Source organism: Ruegeria sp. AE4, assembly GCF_056542185.1.
The window spans coordinates 56484-74556 of record NZ_JBQFZK010000015.1 but is presented as its reverse complement, the minus strand read 5'-3'; the positions used below and the strand labels follow the sequence as shown (position 1 = coordinate 74556).

The following is an 18073-nucleotide window of genomic DNA, read 5'->3' as shown; positions in this document are numbered from 1 at the left end:
GTGCATGAATGTCTGGCTCCAATGCAAGCAGGATGCGTTGCTCTCCGCAAAAAAGTTGCGAACGGTAGTCTTGGGCTTTGTTTACCAATTGTGAATAGAACATTTCCGGCACGTTTTCGGAGATTCCATGCAACACAGTTTCAGCCACTTCTTAAGGCACGGCGGTGACGGCAAGTACGAGATCGCGCAGCGACACGGTCATCTGATTGGCCGCCGCGTAGGATTATCGCTCAAGTCGACATTTCCTAACTACACAGCTCTACGGGCCGATTTCAGCGAACGCCTCGACCAGGTGATCTCCGAAAACACTCGGATGCTTCTGAACGCGCTGACCCCGCCTGACACAGTGCCAATTGTCTCCGAAGCTGAATTGCGGGATGTGTCAGATGCAAAGTCAGAAGCGCTCGACGCCTGGGACGCGCGTCTTGAGAGAATATTCGGCGAATACCAAAACCATCCGCAACGGTTGCGGCCACTGCGCACAGACATGGAAGAACGTCTCGTTCGGGCTTTTGCGGGAGTAATAAATCGGCTTCGGCAGGAAAGCTTGGGGATTCAGCAATACATCTGGCGCTCGCGAGATGATGCCAAGGTGCGCGACAGCCATGCGGCCTATGACGACCGCGTTTTCCGCTGGAACAATCCACCGGAGGGCGGGCATCCCGGCGAGGCACACAATTGCAGGTGCTATGCCGAGCCAGTGCTGCCGGGCGTTCAGAGCAATGTGGTACTCGCTGACTTTGCACCCACGGCAAATGGTGTCCCCGCTCTCGATCTGACGGAGGCGATGCGTGGCTTGCGCGCTCTGACGGGCGTCGGCGCGGCGCTTCTTGCGTCTGATGCGCTGCAAAACTGGACGCAAGCCATGCGTGATAGGCGCGTGGACGATGCTGGCGCGCGACTGGGGGTCGATGTAACAACTGTCGAAGGTCGCCTGGCGGCGACAGCCTATGCCCTCGTGCAGGAAGGGATTAGCACCGGCGAGTATCCGGTCCTGCCCAAGACCCCCGAATTCGCACGAATAGGGGCCGAAGCGGCAGCGCTTTATGAGTTGCTAAATCCCGGCACCATTCTTGATACAGGCGTTGGCGGTGATCCCGCGAAACAGCGCGCTTTGCAGGATTTCATCGCAGCCGCCGGGGCAGCGTTCGCGCGCGGTGAACTGCGGCTTCAGGATGGGGAACTGGCGCAAGGCTGGGTCGAAGTCTTTCCTGAGCTTGCGGAGGATGAACGCCGCTTGGGGCAACTGCCGGGTTTCACTCCGGAACGGGTCGAGCAATGGCTTGAAACCTATCCGATTGAAGAGCTTGGCCTGCCGAACCACACCGGATCGCCAATTCCTGATGATCCGACCGACAACATTGTCTCAACGCCGATCCCGGAAGAGGCGGGGCCGAATATTGTCGAAGCCCGACCTGGGGCCACAACGACACCTAGCGGCAACAGAATTCTGCCCCACGGTGGCAAAGGGGGCGGGCGAGAATATATTGGCCTCAAAGGCCACGATGTTGAGCAAATTGACGAGATCATCGCCAATCCTCGTCCAGATCTGAGCGGTATCGTTGAAGGGCGCGGCAGATACAAAGGGCAGGATATGACCCTGTTGACAGGCCAGGATGGCCATTGGGTGCTTCTTGACCCCGATGGTAACGTCTTCGCTGTAAGCAATCGTAATCTGCCGCTTGGGCACAAAGAGAACCAACCGGACGACATCATCCGTCCTCTGGAGGAGCAATGAATACACGGTTTGAAGACCTGATAGAGCAGGCACAAACAGGGGCAGGCACTGAATGGATTTCCGAAGCCGAGCTTCTGGACTTCAACGAATATCTTGCCACACGCGGCTTTGGCATTTCAAGAATGGAGGTCGCACAGGCAGCCGGTGGGACCGTCAAGCGAAATTTCGGCTACGGCATCTTGCCTGCCCCAATCGGCGACGACCCCGAACACTGGCTCAATCATTTCGATCCCCAACGTTCCGCCGCATATGTTCGCGAAACTGTTCAGTTTGCCAAAGAAGACGGCGCCCTGTTCGACTACAAGGTTTGGGCCGAGCAGCCTTAAATCACCGAGAAGCTTGGTCAAAAAAACATACGTTTCTGCCCTGCCAACCCTGAGCCGCCATTGGTGCGATCGCAGAGAAACGAGGCTTTGTCCGCAATCTGTGAGTTCGACGAGGCCCGGAGTTCGCGCTTGCGGCGAATGTCCGGAAAGCGGGCTGCAACCGCAGAATTCAGGACTAAGGTCGAACGGCATCTGTGGGTGGCTCCTGCATTGCAAGAGTTTTTTGGCGATTTCTGCGGTCGATTTCGTCAGTACTGTCGTCTGTCCGGCCTGTTCGTGCGGTGGTGTTCCGCTGGCCCTGATGAATTCCGCGAGCGAGGTTCCAATCGGCTTATCGGCCTCGGAAGAGGGCCGCTGCCATTCCCGGAGTGTCCTTGCTCTTGGTTGACTTACTTCCGCATCATCACTTCAACGTCTTGCATCTCGTGGGCAGTCGGTGTGGTTAGAACGCCGGCTGCCGGTATTCCTGTTTCTTCGTGAGCATCGCCCAGATGGCCCGCGCTGCCTTGTTTGCCATGGCGACTGTTGCCAGCCGGAACGGCTTGTCAGCGATGATTTTGGCAGTCCAGAGATCGACCTTCTCGGGTGAGCGTTTCGCCATGACCGCGCGCGATGTCATGCTCACGACCAAAAGTTTGCGAATGTAACGATCGCCTTGCTTTGTGATCTTGCCCAGCTTCTCCTTGCCGCCGCTCGACTTGTTGAGCGGGGTGAGGCCCAGCCATGCGGCCAGATCTCTTCCTGTCCGAAACTGATGCGCGTCACCGATTGTGGCGACAATTGCTGACGCTGTGATCGGCCCGATGCCAGGCATGCGCATCAATCGGCGTGCATCTGCACTCAGCAATGCATGTTGCTCGATCATCTTCGAATAGCCGTCAATGCGTTCATTCAGGCCGATGAACTGATAGCACTGTATGCCAAGCATGCCGTTCGCGATTTCAGGCATGTCGGGATGATCGCCGCTCAGATGGCGCTTCGCAAAAGCCGTCACCGCTTCGATCCCGATGGGCAATATTTGCCCAAACTCGCGCAATAGGCTGCGGATCATGTTGGCCAACTGTGTGCGCTGTCGGACGGCCAGGTCGCGCGTTCTGTGAATGGATAATATGGCCTGCTGGTCTTCCGTCTTGATATCTACGAAACGCATTGTCGGACGGCGGACCGCCTCGCAAATCGCTTCTGCGTCGACAGCATCGTTTTTTCCGCGCTTAACATATGGTTTGACATATCCGGCAGGCATGAGCTTCACATCATGCCCGAGCTTGCGCAGCTGACGACCCCAATGATGGGATGAACCGCAGGCTTCCATGCCAACCGTGCACGGTGGCAGTGTCTCAAAAAACGCCAGCAGCTTCGCGCGTTTGATCGCCTTGTTGAAGATGACGCAGCCGCTCTCCGAAATGCCGTGTACTTGAAAAACATCCTTGGCCAGATCGAGGCCGACGGTCTTTACTGTCATTGGGTGGCTCCTTTCCTAGCAGTCTTTGACAACTGCACTTTGGCACATTCGATGCCGGTGGAGCAGGAACCACCCACCTCATCCGGATTGGGCCGTTCTCCAAGTTTCCTTTCGACGTTGAGTTACTTGAGGCCGGTACCGCTTTGGAGGTTGGAGGGCATCCTTTGTGCGTATTTCGGAAGCCGCTTCCCGGTCAGGGCCCAAAATCGATACAATCCGCTATTACGAGGCGGCGGTGGTAGTTCCAAACGTGGCCCATGGTACGGACGGGCAACGTAGTTTTTACGACCCGGTCGGGCTTTGCGGTGCTGGCGCTTTGCCGGTTTCGGGGTGCAGTGAACCATGCGGGGCAGGCCCTAGCCGGAATCTCGGCCCTTGCCTCCACCCTGGTTTGCCGACGCCCCGAGGGGGCAACCTGATACCGGAGGCATGAATTCTCTTCACATTCCTGTGCCAGCCCTTTGCAGACAGGTGTCCAGCCGTCAGGATTGCGCATCCCCCGACCGGAGATTCCAATGCGCCGTCCTGTCCTGTTCGCCTTTCTCTTCGTCGCCGGTACAGCGCTCGCCAGCCCCGACCGCTGGGAACTTGAGTGGCCGCAGACCAATTTCAGCCGCAGTGCGGTCACGGATTGGTCCGAGATTCAGTCCGGCGGTCCGCCCAAGGACGGAATCCCTGCGATCAGCGATCCCAATTTCCTGCGCGTTTCTGACGAAACGAGACTGGGTAAACGCGAGCCAGTAATCACGCTTGAGATCGACGGGGCCGAGCCTCGAGCCTATCCGATACGCTATCTGGTATGGCACGAGATCGTGAATGACAGCGTCGGCGGTATCCCGGTGGCCGTCACCTTTTGCCCATTGTGCAATTCCGGCATGAGCTTCGATCGGCGCACCGCTGCGGGCACGCTCACATTCGGCGTCTCAGGTAAGCTGCGCCATTCCGACATGGTGATGTATGACCGCGAAACTGAAAGCTGGTGGCAGCAGGCCATCGGCCGGGCCATCGTCGGCGATCTGACAGGCACCGAATTGAAGACCCTGCCCACTTGGATGGAAAGCTGGGAGGAGTTCAGCAGCCGTAACCCGGATGGGCTGGTGATGAACGAACCGGCCTATATTCGCGACTATGGGCGCAACCCTTATCGCGGCTATGACACCCTGTCGCGGCCCTTTCTCTATTCCGGTGAAAACCCGCCCCATGGCATCAACCCACTGGCGCGCGTGATCCGCGTCGGCGACAAAGCCTGGACTCTGGAGAGGCTGAGAGCAGAGGGCGAGATCTCTGAGGCCGGGATAACGCTCTCCTGGCGCGCGGGGCAGGCCTCGGCCCTCGACACCGGGCGCATCGCCAAGGGGCGCGATGTAGGCTCAGTCCGGGTGCGTAACGCATCGGGACAGGATATCGCCCATGATGTCATGTTCGCCTTTGCATTCCACGCCTTCTGGCCGGAAGGCAGATGGATGCTGGCCGACGGGGGTGAACGTACGCTCTCGAAATGACCGCTTGACGGACGCGGGCCAGACAGCCATCAGCCGCGTGCAATCAAGTTAGCAATGCCCCTGCCGTTCCGACGAAGAGAACGCACCATGCAACGTTTCAAGCGTATGCGAAGTTTGCTGAAATTCGCCTCCGTCCACTCCTCCGTCTAAAACCATTTCAACCAGGAAAGATCGCTCACCAGCCGAGACACCCTCAAGCTGACACGGTCCGCCGCTCTTGCCGAGTTGCGCAAACTTGGTGCTGTATATTGGTGCTGTATAAAGGACAGTTCTTTTGGCCTAACGGAGACAGGTTCGAATTTGTCTGACAGCACCTTTGTCTGACAGCACCGGTCAAGCACCCGCGGCCAGTGATACTAGCGATTCGGGTTCCATGCCGTTGACACCGGCATCGGAGACTAAGTTGCTTGCAAGCAAGTTTTTGAAAACGCTTCCGTTCCACTGCTTTCCCTAGCGTAAACTTATCTCCTTGCATTGCTGTGTCGCAGAAAGGATAAAATCTCAATTGGAGATAATGCGGGGTGGGCCCGCAAAACACTAGGACTTAAGACAATGGAAAAAATCCAGAACTTCACAGCGATTTGGAAAGATGCGATGGGCGAATTTCCCCTCAAAGCCGCACTCTTCGAAAATGCGTTCAGAACTTCCACATCGCTGAGCGAAAAACTGTCGCGCATTTCATTAGAAGCGGCTGAAAAATCAACGGATATTTCCAGCGTGTGGACCAAAGATACCATTGTCAAGCTGACCGAAGTGTCAAAAGCCAAGGCGGAGCCAACTGAGTACGCAAAAGCTGCCACAGATTTTTTGTCGGGCGCTACCGAAGACGCCACTGAAATGATGTTTGCTTTTGCCGAGATCGCCAAGAAAGCCCTGATAGACACTGTCGAGTTGCTGATGACCGCCGGCAGAGACATCACCAAAGAATCCGCCGCTGCAAAGAAAGCCTTAGCAGCCTAATTCGGAACAAGAGAACAGAATTGCGCCGTTTCTTATTAATTGGTGCAATAGAGAAGGGCAGATTGAAGAATCTGCCCTTTATGCGCGTGTGTAAGAGGATCGAAACGTTATGTATGATATGCTCCGGTGCGCACCTATGTAACGTAGCCCTATGTAAAGGCGGCGTGAATATCGCTTATTTACAAGCCTCCGATGGGGGAAACCATTGATCGCCGTCGAAAAAGATATCCGTATCCTGTCATCCTTTTGGGAATTTTTTGGTCAAGAAGCGGTTGCTCGTTCCACAGGCATAAATGATTGGTTAACCCGTAGACTATTAGTTTATGACAACCCAAACTTTGGCGGTGCAGCGAATGTCGGCAATGCGGGCTGCGCTGCAGCGTTCCGAAGGTACAACGCAGGTCTGGTTTGGGCCGTCCACGAGGGCCGAAATATAGTAGGCATTCGATCTGATGTTTAACCACCTCCAACTGCGGTTGTGAGCGGTCTTTGTAGCAGCGCCGTGATATCCCGCCATCGAACCATCTTCCATACGTGAGCGATCATTCAAGACAAAGGGCGACAGTGAAAGCTCGGTCAGGCCTCAGCTATGATGGTTTCATCTGCGAATGCTGCAACTCTCTCAGCAGCTTCCAGGGCACCTTCGAGAAATCCGCCGTACCCGCGTGCGGTTTCGGTTGAGCAGAAATGGACACCTCTTTCCGCAAGGCTGCCAAGGACAGAAGGCAAACCGTAGCTTGGGTGAAAGCGAACCGGGACGTGATCCTGCGCGCGGGAGATTTCCGCGATTGTGGCCCAATCCTGCAGTTCCAGATCAAGGGGCTGCGCCATTTTGGGGCCAAACATGGCCGTGAGTTGCGCCAGGGCCTGATCCATCATGGTGTCCTTGTGTGCCTCGCGCGTGTCGGCGGGATAGCCGACGAAACCGAACAGAGCGTAGGGGCCGCCCTCCATGGGAGACGCGTCGTGGATTTCGACCATGGGGCCGCGATGGCTCATGGCGTCACCTGATAGCCCGGCGTTGCGCCAATGGGGCTCATCGTAAACCGCGAGGATCTTGGCCTCCCCGGCCATCCAGGTCGGGATGCTCTTCAGGGCCTGAAGCTGAGCCGCATCTAGCGCCGGCTCGAATGTGACGGTATCCGCAATCACCCGCGGCGGGATGGCCAGCATTATCTGCCGGGCTTCAACGGTATAGGCCGTGCCGTCATGATCGAGAAGTGCGGTGATCTTACCGGGAGAATGCCGGACCGATCTGAGGCTGGTTTGCGTCAGGACGTGACCGGCATCCAGAGATCCGGCAAGCGCCTTGATCATGGCGCCCATGCCCCCGGCAAGTCGGTAGGACCCCTGCATCGACGCATAGCCGCGGGCGCGGTGAACCGCCCCGGATTGGTCCTGATACATCTGATCGCCGGTTGAAGACTGTTCGAACACCGGGATTCGGAAACGCCGCGCGAGCGCAGCCATGCGCGGCTGGCCAGGCCAGAACCAGGCCGGCCCAAAGTCGAACTTTCCGCCCGAGAGCTCTTTGGTCAGGATGCGCCCGCCAAGGCGATCCTGCGCCTCGATCAGTAGGAAATCTGTGCCCTGGCGTGTCAGGTGATCAGCAAGGGCGAGGCCGGACAGGCCGCCGCCAACAATAAGAGTGTCGGTTTGCATCAGAATGCCTCCCCCATGGGTCTGAGATCCAGCTCGTGGGTCCAGGTGGATTGCGGCTGGCTGGCCAGATCAAGATAAACCTTTGCGATATCGGCGGGTTTCATCATCCGCGCCGGATCCATCTTGTGCAGATCCCGACTGGCCCTGGTGTCGACGATCCCGTCCAGGATCACATGCACCACATGCACGCCTTGCGGCCCGTATTCGCGAGCCAGGGATTGGGTCAATGCCCGCAAACCTGCCTTGGCCGAAGCGAAAGCCGAGAAGTTCTTGCCACCGCGCAGGCTGGCCGTGGCGCCAGACACGATGAAGGTGCCGCCCCCGGTGTCGGCCATCGCGGGCAAAACACCTTGCGCCAGAATGACCGCTGACAGGACCACGGAACGCCAGGTCGCCTCGAAGTCATCCGTGCTTGTCTCCTCGAAGGGCGAGATGACAAGGTTCGCCGTGTTGTGGACCACAAGCTTGGGCGGGCCATGGGTGCAGATCATGTCCCGGAGCTTCGCCCTGTTCCAGCGCTGTTCGGTCAGATCGACAGCCAGCGTGGTACAGGCGCCTTGCGGCACGGTCCGGTTCAGCCCAAAGGCCGTATATCCGTTCTGAGCAAATGACGTGACCAGCGTCTGTCCAAGGCCGGGGCCGGCACCGGCGACGATCGCGAGAGGTTTGTCCATTGTCCTATCCTTGGGTCGGGATGATTGGCGGTTGCGCCAAGTGGTCGGATTTGATCCAAAGACGGGCACCTTCCAACCCGGCCGTGGCGTTGAGCGCCATACCCGGTGGCAGACGCAGCCATGAGTTCTTCTGGAAGACTTCTCCGCCTTCGGTGAAGCTGCCGTCGATCACCAGTGCCTCGAACCCTTTGTGCCCGGTCACGTTTACATGTGCCGATGCGTCCCAGATCTCGATCCGGACCCGTTCACGGGAATCCTCAAAGAGCGGGATTTCGGATATGCCATCTGCAACCGGGCGCGGGTCCTGCGCGTTTGTGTCGATTGTCAGCTGTGTGCGGTCCTCCGGGTCGAACTGCCAAAGCTTGACCAGGATCGTTGCTCCGTCCGCCGCGCTTGGCGTATGCGACGTGGTCGGCGGGTTGCGCACATAGGTGCCGACGGGAAAATCCCCGTGCTCGTCCTGAAAGACGCCGTCAAGCACCAGAAACTCTTCGCCACCGGTATGGGTATGGGCCGAAAAGGCGCTGCCTGGTGCATAGCGGACAATCGTTGTTGCCCGTGCAACCTCGTCGCCGATCCGGTCGAGCATGCGACGGTCGACACCCTTCATTGGCGAGGGGACCCAGGGCTCGTTCTCCGAGTGGACGACAGCGCGTTCATCAAAGTTTGCATTGATTTCCATGGCTCATTCCCTTTCTCAAAGGTTGATCTTCATGCCGACGGCAATCGGCACAACCCGTTCGCCGTATTGGCGTTCCAGCGCGTTTGTCGCACGCCAACCTGTGCAGTGGCCGGGCATGATCAGGTCGATGTCGAACTGCGCAAAGTCGGCGACGGTCCGGTCGATGATCTTTTCGTTGCCACCGGCAAGGTGAAAGCCGCCGGTTAGGCCATGGATCGGCACTCCGGGGATATCCCTTTGAGCGGCATGAAGGACATTGACGATACCCGCATGGCTACAGGCCGAAAACACCACCAGCCCTTTGCCCGCGATGTTCACCGCCACATAGCGTTCGTCCATGAGCAACGGGTCGTCTTCCCAACCCGCGCCGTCTTCGGTGCGGCGGACATGACCCGGAAATCCGACCTCGTAATCCGTGACACGGGGAATTTCGCCCGAAATATAGAACATATCGTCCAGCACGCTGACCGGTTGATCCGTAACAACGGGTGTAGCCCCCTGCGCAGCCAGGGCTTCGGGCGTGGCGATTTCGCGAATTTCGATCAGTTCCCCCGATGAAAGCGGAAAGGCGCGTTTGCGGAACATCCCGGGATGCAGATAAACCGGTAACTCGCCGGTCTGGCCATCCTTGCGGATCAGGTCGATTGCCGCTGGAATGCCGCCTGCATGGTCCCAATGCCCATGCGACAGGGCGATCGCCTCGATGGCTGCAAAGGATTTGCCAAGGCGTGATGCGTTGAACTCGACGGCAAAATCCACCGGCCCGGCGTCAAAGAGCAATGTATGTTCCGTCACACCGCGCCGGGCTGTGATGATCAACGCCAAGCCGTGATTGGCACAACACTGACCGGCGCCCGAGATTTGCTTCATCCCGACGTTGTGGAGGTTGATCCACTCATGGGTGAACCCCTCGGGCACGCTGGACAGGCTGTCCGTCCGGTTGTCGATGAGAACGAGAATCTCGACACTGTCGATGGGTTGCAGATCGGCGGACATGGGACTTCTCCATTTCGAATTGCCGGGGCGGACAGGTGCCCGCCCCGACGTAAGGCGTCAGGCAGCCAGGCGCTGCTTGAGCGCTTCCGCGAGTGGTGGTGCCGACGCCGGGCTTTGGCCGGTCATCAGGGCGCCATCTTCGACCACGTTGGCCTCCCAGTTGGCCTTGCTGACGTAGGTGGCGCCACGGCGTTTCAGTTCATCTTCGAGAGAGAACAGAAGGTGATGCAGAAGCTCGATCTCACTGTCTTCGTCGTTCTTGAAACCGGTCAGGCTGAGGCCCTCAACCAGGTAGCTGCCGTCTGACTTCTTGATATCCCGCAGTATGGCCGGCGCGTGGCAGACCATCGCGACAGGCCGTTCGGATTCGTAGAACTCCCGGATCATCTTGATAGCATGGCTGTCCGACGCCAGATCCCAGATCAATCCATAACCGCCGGGTACGAAAAGCGCATCGAAGGTCGAATAGTCGATCTCGCGCAGTTTGCGGGTATTCTGTACCGCGAACATGGCCACCGGATCGTTGAAGAAGCGGTCAGTGTTTTCGGTAGTGAACGGAGCCTTCATCGACAGCAGGTCAATCGGCGCGTTGCCGCCTTTGGGCGAGGCAAAGACAACCTCATAGCCCGCTTCCGTCAGGACGTAATACGGGGTTGCGACCTCTTCGAACCAGGTGCCGGTTTGCTTGCCCGAGATGCCCATTTCGTCAACGGACGACATGACCAGCAAGACGCGTTTTTGTTTGTTTCCAGTAGCCATCAGCGTGATCCTTTCATCAATATCTATCTATCACTAGGTAGATAACAGTTAGAAGTTGATTCCTGGGCTGTCAACGTTTATCTATCAATCGGTAGATTGGAGGTAGTCATGCCACTGACAATGAAAGAAAAAATTCTCATCGCCGCCGAGAAACGCGTGCGCAGTGCGGGCTTTTCGGAGATGAGTTTCCGTGACCTGGCGAACGATGTGGGAATCAAAAGTGCCAGCGTACACTACCATTTCCCCACCAAACCGGATCTCGGGGAGGCTCTCGTCACCCGCTACGCCGAGCAATTCAAGGCAGAACTGGACAAGATTGACCTGAACGATCTGCAAACCGCTCTGGACTGCTTCGTTTCGCTCTACTCCAAAGCGCTTGTGCTGAACGAATCGATATGCCTTTGCGCCGTCATGGGCGCCGAGGCCATCGGACTGCCGGAAAACATCAACCAACGCACAAAAGCCTTCTTCGAGATGAACAAGGCATGGCTCCAAAATCTGCTCGTCAAGCATGGGGTCAAGGATGCCGCTGACAAGGCAAACCTCATCGTCGCCGCCCTTGAAGGGGGCATGATCGTCGCATCAGCGTCAAACGATCGATCGATGTTTGAACAGGTTGCCAAAGCTGCAATTCGCGGCGTTGGTACGATTTAGGAACAGAAGCTAGCAGTGCGTCCCATGCGCAGGGGCGGGGATCTGTTGCAAACCTTTGACTGTTGACGCTCATAAGTGCTTCGAGTGAATGGATATCGGAATATTGAAGTCGAAGATTTGCAACAGATCCCAGCGGGGTCTACACCTTCAGAACCGGGGAATACAGATCGCAAGTTTAAGTCCGAGAGGCTTCAAACGCCGCCCATGCTTTTTCGAAGGCATCGAAATCGAACCCGGTTGCGCGGGCGGGATCCAGAATCAGTTTTTCGGTTTCAAGCAATTTGATGATCGCCCGTTCAAGCTTGCCCACGACTTCGGGCGGGATAACCAGCGCACCATGACGGTCCGCGTGCACAAGATCGCCGTTTTGGATCTTCAGACCAAAGATAGAAACCGAGGTGCCGATTTTGCGCACATGTACGAACCCGTGACTGGGCCCGATTGACCCGGCAACAACCGGGAAGTTACCGGGTAGATCGCCCAGGTCGCGCATTACCCCGTTGGTCAGCGCACCACTGATGCCGAAGCCCTTGTGGATCGTCGTATTGATCTCACCCCAAAAGGCGCCGATGCAATCTGGATAATCCAAATCCTCAACCACGGTGACAGCCGGGCCGCTCCCAGTTGCCATATGCCTGTAATAATCCATCCGACGTTGGCGGATCTCCTCAGGCGGTTCTGACGGCGGGTTCACGGCGGCAATCTTCGCGGTACGGGCATATCCAACCATCGCGCCCGCATCGGGATCAGAACATAACATCGTGCCCCGGGTGAATTCATTGAATCCGCGCTTGCCCTGCGCCACTTCGATTGCGTTACAAACAGTCGGCGTGTCGATCTTTTTCAGCAGGTCCAGCAAGGATTGGTTCATATCAACTCCAGCCAGCGGATCAAAGCCGCCGTTGTTTGTCGCGGTTGTTCCAGTGTCGGCAGGTGGCCGGCGTTTTCTATGATTTCCAACCGGCTCTGTGGCATCAGATCGTGCATCAATTCATGCCTTGAAACAGGGCACAGGGCATCGTCGCGCCCGCAGAGAATGAGTGCTGCGTCGGTGAAGTTGCGCAGAGTGTTGCTCTGGTCAGGGCGATCACGCAGAGCTTTAGATTGATTGACAAAAACGTCCGGGCCAAGATCCATGGCCATATCCATGCACAGGTCCAGAATGGCGGCGCGGCGCGGACCTTCAGTCAGGTAGTTCGGTTTCATCTCTTCGGCCATGACCTTGCGTAGGTTGCCACGTCCGACCGCATCGATCTGAGGGCCGCGCCTGGCTTTGACCTCGTCCAAATCAGCAAGCGGGTTCGTGTCCATCAACGCCAAACCAGCCACACGGTCCGGTGCCTGACGCAGGATTTCCATCCCCACAATGCCACCCATCGAGAGTCCCGCCAGAGCAAAGCGTTCGGGCGCATAGGCTAACACATCGGCGGCCAGCGCCTGCATTGTGTCCTGTCCTCCGATTGGTGCGCACAGGATCGGGTATTTGCCTGACAAAGCGTCAATCTGCGGTGCGAACAACCGCGCATCGCACATCATTCCGGGCAGGAGGATAAGCGGCGTCATTTGACCAGGGCAGCCCCTTCGGCAAGCGCGCCCAGCTTGGCGTAGGCGATATCCGGATCTACCGCACCAAAGCCCGCAAAGGTGCCAAAGCCGCAATCTGATCCGGCGATTACACGCTCATTTCCAACTATGTTCGTAAACCGCTCGGTACGCTGAGCAATCAGTTCCGGGTGTTCGACAAAATTCGTCGTGGTGTCCACCACACCGGGCACAAGAACCTTGTCACCCGGAATTTCACCCTTGCGGTCACGGAACACCGTCCATTCATGCGCGTGTCGCGGGTTAGAGGTTTCGAACAGCACATAGCGCGATTTGGTCGACATCAGCGTCGAAAACACCTTGTCCATGCCGATGTCGCAGCAATGCGGCCCCTCGTAGTTGCCCCAGCAGATATGGACACGCACTTTGTCAGATGGGACATTCTGCAATGCGTGGTTCAATGCCTCAACATGCATGTTGGCGATTTTCACGAACTCGTCGTCGGACAGATCGGTGAACAGCATATGGCGCGACAGGGCCAGATCGGGGCAGTCCAATTGCAGATCCAGACCCGCACCAACGATGGTCTCATATTCTTCCTTCATCGCATCGGCCAGCGCGGCCAGATAGGCCTCGCGCGTCGGATAGAAATCATTTTGCAGAAACAGGGAAATAACTCCGGGGCTGGCGGCGTTCATAAAACCGCGCTCGACCCCGTGCTCGGCCATCGCGGCTTTGAGATTGTCGATGTCCTTCTGCAGCTCACCTTGCCCTTTTGAGCGCACCTCGCCCACACACATGGGTCGAGCATACTGGGGCGTTCCACCGTCATCGGCCAATCGTTGCAGAAAGCCCGGAAACATCTTGAGGTCAGCTGGCGCATTGCGCGCGCTGTCACCTGCAAAGCCGGTATAGCGGTCCTTGACGTAAGTGGCGTAAGAGATCTTTGAGGTCTCACCGTCCGAGGCGATATCTACCCCAGCCTTGACTTGTTTCCGCACGGTTTCGGACACGGCCGCGGTCATGCAGGCGTCAAATGCAGCCTGATCGAACGGTTCCTCTCGCTCGCGAGCAAAGATGAAGTCAACGACCTCCTGATTTCGTGGCAGACTTCCCACATGGGTGGTTGAAACGCGGGTCATGTTAGGATCTCCATTCAAATCTAGGTCCATCGCCGGGCCGGAAAGCCGGCGATGGATGTGCTGCGCGCGCCCCGATTGAAACCGGGACGTGTAATTTCGGCGTTATTCTCCTGTCCAAGTCGCCCCAGCAGGGTCGTCGGTTGCGGTGATCCGGTACAGACCCGCTTGCCCGGTCATAGACGGTTCAGCGCTGTAGCTTTCACCGGGCAGAACCAGAGCGGTATCACCGTTGGACAGGGTAACCTCGACCTCATTGATCTTGATGCGCCAATGGCCACTCGCCGGCATCAGAACCACGGGTTTGTCCGCCTTGACCAGTTCAGCCACAGCCGAACCGCGCGTCAAAAAATCAACCTCGAAACCGGGCTTGTCTTTGATCAGGCCATTTTCACCGATCACAACCGCAGGTTTGTCCGCCGCCAGCGCCATCAGGTCCCAGTAGCGAGCGACGTATTTGCCGATCACCGCATCAACGGGAACCTCAGGGTAGGCTTTCAGCTCTTCCTCGGTCAGTAGCGGCATCGGCTGCACATAGTGTGGCAGTTCCTCACCCTTTTTGCTATCGTAAAGGACGCCGTTATTGCCCAACATCAGGCCATGGGCCTGCGCATCCTGAATGACTTGCGGAGCCCAGGTCACGCCGCCACCGGCATCGTCGCCACCAAGCATCGACATGATCATCCCATAGTCCTGGCCGACATTCTCGAAGCCGCGGAAGATCCCGGTCGGGATGTTGAAGATGTCGCCTTCTTCGGCGATGAACTCGCCAGCCGTGCCATAACGACCCCAGAAGAACCGCCATCGACCTTTAGCAACAAAGAACACCTCGGCGGTGGTGTGGCTGTGCAGCGAGTTGCGGCATTTCGGCGGTTGACCCGCTGCACCGATGTTGAACCCGATCTTGTCGGTGATGTGGACGTGCTGATCCGGGCTTTCGCTGACCCCACCGCCAATGATGGTAAAATTTTCTTTCTGGTTCGAGCCCGGAGTGTGCGCGTCGATGAACGCGGTTTTACATGGCTTCAGTTCGCCATAACGGACGATGCGGCTTTCGATGGTACTCATATCTTTTCTCCTTTTGATTTGGGTTTGATCGGATCAAACCAAACCACCCGGCGGACGATTGTTCAGTCGCCGGGCGCGCAGGCTGGCGCGATGGGCGTGGTACCGCCGCAACGCCTGCCCGGCATCCAGATTTGAGATACGGTGCGACATTCTAGAGATCGCCGGTTTTCAGAAGAATCTGTTTCCAGATCGAGGTTTCGTCAAACAAGGTGTATTCCTTGCGCAGACCCCATGGACCGAACTCGGCCTGGCTGATGCCCAGCACAAAGACCTCGGCCCCTGTGGGCACACCGAACACGCCCCAGCCGTCATGTGTGCCATGCAAAGACCAGCGGATCGCGGCGCGCGGCGGCATCATCGGGTCATCACGGCCGATCTGGTGGTGGATCTTGAATTCGGCACGTGGGAACGCCGCGCGCAGGCCCATCCAGAACCGATCAACCGGCCCCCAACTGTGGCCGGTCTTGCCCCCGGGATATTCTGACAGAACAGCGCGGTCGTATTCAGCCTCGATCACCCTCATATCGGCATTCATGATCCGGGTCAGGATATCCGCGTATTTCTGGCCCCATTCATTGTCATTGCCACGGCCTTTATAAGGGCCGGGCTGATCGTTCGCAGGCGTGAAAGGTTGCACGCAGGCGTCAGCCCCACCCTCGCCCGCGATCAGATCGCGGGCATATTCCTTGGGGTCCCAACCCATCTGCTGCACGATCGCGCTCTGGTCGCGGATGAGCCACTCATCGTTGATCTGGTTGTTGATGGCGTGGCAGTCGGCTAAAATGCGGTAGACAAGCTTCTTGCCGGTCGCCTTGCCATACACACCGTCACCCAGATGGGTCGCTGTGGACAAAAGGCGATGCGACGACAGCATGCCCTCTTCCGGCGTTCCCGACCAGATTACATCCTCACCCAACAGCGTTCGATCAGGGAATTCTGCCAGAGTTGCCATAGTGGCAGCAATGACATTCTGGTTTCCGACAACCACCGACCCAGGTGAACGCACGACGATGTCCGGGGCGTAATAGTCGTGCAGCGTGGCAATGCCACGATCTTCCCAGATTTCCTTGGTAATCCCGATTATGTAGTCGGGAAAATCTTTGAACTTGGGATCAAATCCCTTCATGTCTTCCATCCTTCAGGTATGCGGGCGGAGCCGCGTACAATTAGCGGTCCGTCAATCTCGACCCGACGCGGGCCGGCATCGGGGTCCTCGATCTTGCCGAGCAGAATATCGACAGTTTCGGTGACCATGCGATTGGCGGGCTGTCGAATGGTGGTCAGGTTGTAGGCTGGCCATGAGGCGACAGTGACATCGTCATACCCGATGACCGAAACGTCCCCCGGAACATTCAGCCCCAATTCGAACCGCAGCGTGTCCATCACGGAAACGGCCATGTGATCGTTGGCGACAAACACCGCATCAGGCGGATCGGCTTCGAACATCCGCAGCGTGGCTTGCCGGGCTTCTTCCGTCGAAAAGTTTCCTACTTCGCGGGCGTGCAGCGTAACCCCGGCTTTCTGCAAGGTCGCAACAAACCCTGTTTCGCGGTCACGCTGGGTCGAAGCTCCTTCCCACCCGGCGATATATCCGATCTTTTGGTGCCCAGCTGCCAACAAGAACTCGGCAGCCTTTCGACCACCGGCAACGTTGTCAGATGTAACTGACGACATCGCCGTGTCGTCTTGTGCCCGATTGAACAACACCATCGGTATACCGGCCGTTCGGCAGCGGTCTGACAAATCTGAGGACAAAGCCACCGAAGCGGCGATAATCCCTTCGACCTGAAAGTCGAGTATTTCTTCGACCACATTGTCGATGTTTCCAGACTCATGCGAGGCCATGAATATCAGCACGTGGTATCCACGTTCCTGTAACGTGTTTGTCAGCTTCTCCAGCGCCTCGGGATAGAACTGGTTGTTCAGATAGGCCACGACAAGCCCGATGATCCGGCTTTTCCCGGACACTACAGCGCGGGCCAGAACGTTCGGGCGATAGCCCAGTTCCTTGGCCGCCTTGCGCACCTTTTCAACGGTTTTTTTCGACGCAGACGCGCCGGGGGTGAACACACGGCTGACCGCAGATTGGCTGACCCCGGCGAGACGGGCAACTTCCAGTGATGTAACTTTTTGTGTCGCCATCAGTCTGCCGTCCAACCTCCGTCAACCATCAATGCCGTGCCCGTCACCAGCGCCGACGCATCCGATGCCAGATAAACCACCGCCCCCATGATGTCTTCAACCTCTCCGGGGCGACCCAGTTTTATCTTGTCCAGAATCCAGGCCCGCTTGTCCGGATCGTCAAAAGTCGACTTTGTCAGATCCGTCAGAATGAAGGTGGGGCAAATCGTGTTAACCCGGATCTTTGCCGGTCCGAACTCAAGCGCCATCGCCTTGGTGAAGCCTTCGACCGCGAATTTCGACGCACAATAAACCGCGCGTTCGCGACCACCAACATGGCCCATCTGGCTAGAGATATTGATCAGCGAACCGGGGCGGCCAGCGTCGAGCAGGCCTTTGGCAACAGCCTGGGTCAGGAAATAAGCACCTTTGACATTGACGCCTATCACCGCATCGAAATCTTCCGGCTGTGTTTCCACGGCCTTGCTGTGTCGGGCAAGCCCGGCTGAGTTCAGCAGAATATCGAACGGCCCAATTTGCGCCACGGCTTCAGCGGTTGCCGCCACATCCGAAACATCCAGTTCCAGAACTCTGGCAGACCATCCCTGCGCCGACATTTCTTTTGCAATATCCTGAAGCGCACCAGCACGGCGCGCCGCCAAAGTGACCTCAGCACCATGTTCCGCCAGCGCCACAGCGCAGGCCATGCCTATGCCCGACGAGGCTCCGGCGACCAAAGCTCGCTTGCCGCTCAGGTCGAAACTGGGGGTGCTGGGAAAATGTGGCAT

18 protein-coding genes and 1 pseudogene are annotated in these 18073 nt (G+C 57.5%); 6 read left to right on the top strand and 13 right to left on the bottom strand.

The window, feature by feature from the left end; translation table 11 throughout:
• Nucleotides 1-127: 127 nt before the first annotated feature.
• On the top strand, nt 128-1738 hold the full coding sequence (locus tag ACR0EK_RS16305; protein ID WP_480772582.1) for a phage minor head protein: 1611 nt from the start codon (nt 128-130) through the stop codon (nt 1736-1738).
• Nucleotides 1735-2064 carry a hypothetical protein gene (locus ACR0EK_RS16300; RefSeq protein WP_480508082.1) on the top strand — a complete coding sequence of 110 codons (330 nt, stop codon included), beginning with the start codon at nt 1735-1737 and terminating at the stop codon, nt 2062-2064. Before ACR0EK_RS16305 ends, ACR0EK_RS16300 begins: the two co-directional genes overlap by 4 nt.
• A gap of 442 nt (nt 2065-2506) precedes the next feature.
• Here the strand turns inward: ACR0EK_RS16300 and ACR0EK_RS16295 are convergent, their stop codons facing one another.
• A complete protein-coding gene (locus ACR0EK_RS16295; protein WP_480900618.1) occupies nt 2507-3526 on the bottom strand; it encodes an IS110 family RNA-guided transposase in 1020 nt (339 codons plus the stop codon).
• 515 nt (nt 3527-4041) lie between these two features.
• Here ACR0EK_RS16295 and ACR0EK_RS16290 point away from each other — a divergent pair.
• From ACR0EK_RS16290 to ACR0EK_RS16280, 3 genes and pseudogenes are all read left to right on the top strand, one after another.
• Nucleotides 4042-5028: a DUF3179 domain-containing protein gene (locus tag ACR0EK_RS16290; RefSeq protein WP_480900620.1), complete on the top strand. Its 987-nt coding sequence runs from the start codon at nt 4042-4044 to the stop codon at nt 5026-5028.
• Nucleotides 5029-5088: 60 nt separating this feature from the next.
• Nucleotides 5089-5271 (top strand): annotated as a pseudogene (locus ACR0EK_RS16285) (IS6 family transposase); the annotation flags it as partial.
• Between the two features lie 309 nt (nt 5272-5580).
• Nucleotides 5581-5988 carry a phasin, PhaP gene (locus ACR0EK_RS16280; protein ID WP_480900622.1) on the top strand — a complete coding sequence of 136 codons (408 nt, stop codon included), beginning with the start codon at nt 5581-5583 and terminating at the stop codon, nt 5986-5988.
• A 576-nt stretch (nt 5989-6564) separates the two neighbouring features.
• Here ACR0EK_RS16280 and ACR0EK_RS16275 read toward each other — a convergent pair.
• From ACR0EK_RS16275 to ACR0EK_RS16255, 5 genes are read right to left on the bottom strand one after another with little or no spacing between them, the layout of a single operon-like run.
• Nucleotides 6565-7650: a flavin monoamine oxidase family protein gene (locus ACR0EK_RS16275; protein ID WP_480900623.1), complete on the bottom strand. Its 1086-nt coding sequence runs from the start codon at nt 7648-7650 to the stop codon at nt 6565-6567.
• Complete coding sequence (locus ACR0EK_RS16270) at nt 7650-8324, bottom strand: SDR family NAD(P)-dependent oxidoreductase (RefSeq protein WP_480900625.1); 675 nt, start codon at nt 8322-8324, stop codon at nt 7650-7652. Before ACR0EK_RS16270 ends, ACR0EK_RS16275 begins: the two co-directional genes overlap by 1 nt.
• 4 nt (nt 8325-8328) lie before the next feature.
• Nucleotides 8329-9006: a cupin domain-containing protein gene (locus ACR0EK_RS16265; RefSeq protein ID WP_480967946.1), complete on the bottom strand. Its 678-nt coding sequence runs from the start codon at nt 9004-9006 to the stop codon at nt 8329-8331.
• A gap of 15 nt (nt 9007-9021) precedes the next feature.
• Entirely contained in the window at nt 9022-10002 is a 981-nt protein-coding gene (locus ACR0EK_RS16260) for an MBL fold metallo-hydrolase (protein ID WP_480474286.1), read from the bottom strand.
• 57 nt (nt 10003-10059) lie between these two features.
• Nucleotides 10060-10761 (bottom strand): type 1 glutamine amidotransferase domain-containing protein, encoded by a 702-nt coding sequence (locus ACR0EK_RS16255; protein ID WP_480474287.1) that lies wholly within the window; start codon nt 10759-10761, stop codon nt 10060-10062.
• 108 nt (nt 10762-10869) lie between these two features.
• Here ACR0EK_RS16255 and ACR0EK_RS16250 point away from each other — a divergent pair, with 108 nt between their 5' ends.
• On the top strand, nt 10870-11415 hold the full coding sequence (locus tag ACR0EK_RS16250) for a TetR/AcrR family transcriptional regulator (RefSeq protein WP_480484710.1): 546 nt from the start codon (nt 10870-10872) through the stop codon (nt 11413-11415).
• A gap of 175 nt (nt 11416-11590) precedes the next feature.
• Here ACR0EK_RS16250 and ACR0EK_RS16245 read toward each other — a convergent pair whose 3' ends face one another.
• From ACR0EK_RS16245 to ACR0EK_RS16215, 7 genes are all read right to left on the bottom strand, one after another.
• The gene (locus ACR0EK_RS16245; protein WP_480900629.1) at nt 11591-12286 is read right to left on the bottom strand and encodes an RraA family protein; all 696 of its coding nucleotides are present in this window, start codon (nt 12284-12286) and stop codon (nt 11591-11593) included.
• Nucleotides 12283-12978: an alpha/beta fold hydrolase gene (locus ACR0EK_RS16240; RefSeq protein WP_480773467.1), complete on the bottom strand. Its 696-nt coding sequence runs from the start codon at nt 12976-12978 to the stop codon at nt 12283-12285. Before ACR0EK_RS16240 ends, ACR0EK_RS16245 begins: the two co-directional genes overlap by 4 nt.
• Nucleotides 12975-14099, bottom strand: a complete 1125-nt coding sequence (locus ACR0EK_RS16235) for a cobalamin-independent methionine synthase II family protein (protein ID WP_480773468.1) — start codon at nt 14097-14099, stop codon at nt 12975-12977. The genes ACR0EK_RS16240 and ACR0EK_RS16235 overlap by 4 nt, the downstream gene beginning before the upstream one ends.
• Before the next feature lie 102 nt (nt 14100-14201).
• Nucleotides 14202-15164 (bottom strand): cupin domain-containing protein, encoded by a 963-nt coding sequence (locus ACR0EK_RS16230; protein WP_480539873.1) that lies wholly within the window; start codon nt 15162-15164, stop codon nt 14202-14204.
• A 151-nt stretch (nt 15165-15315) separates the two neighbouring features.
• Entirely contained in the window at nt 15316-16290 is a 975-nt protein-coding gene (locus ACR0EK_RS16225) for a nuclear transport factor 2 family protein (protein WP_480967945.1), read from the bottom strand.
• Nucleotides 16287-17306: a LacI family DNA-binding transcriptional regulator gene (locus ACR0EK_RS16220; protein ID WP_209599322.1), complete on the bottom strand. Its 1020-nt coding sequence runs from the start codon at nt 17304-17306 to the stop codon at nt 16287-16289. The genes ACR0EK_RS16225 and ACR0EK_RS16220 overlap by 4 nt, the downstream gene beginning before the upstream one ends.
• The gene (locus ACR0EK_RS16215; protein ID WP_480900635.1) at nt 17306-18073 is read right to left on the bottom strand and encodes an SDR family NAD(P)-dependent oxidoreductase; all 768 of its coding nucleotides are present in this window, start codon (nt 18071-18073) and stop codon (nt 17306-17308) included. The genes ACR0EK_RS16220 and ACR0EK_RS16215 overlap by 1 nt, the downstream gene beginning before the upstream one ends.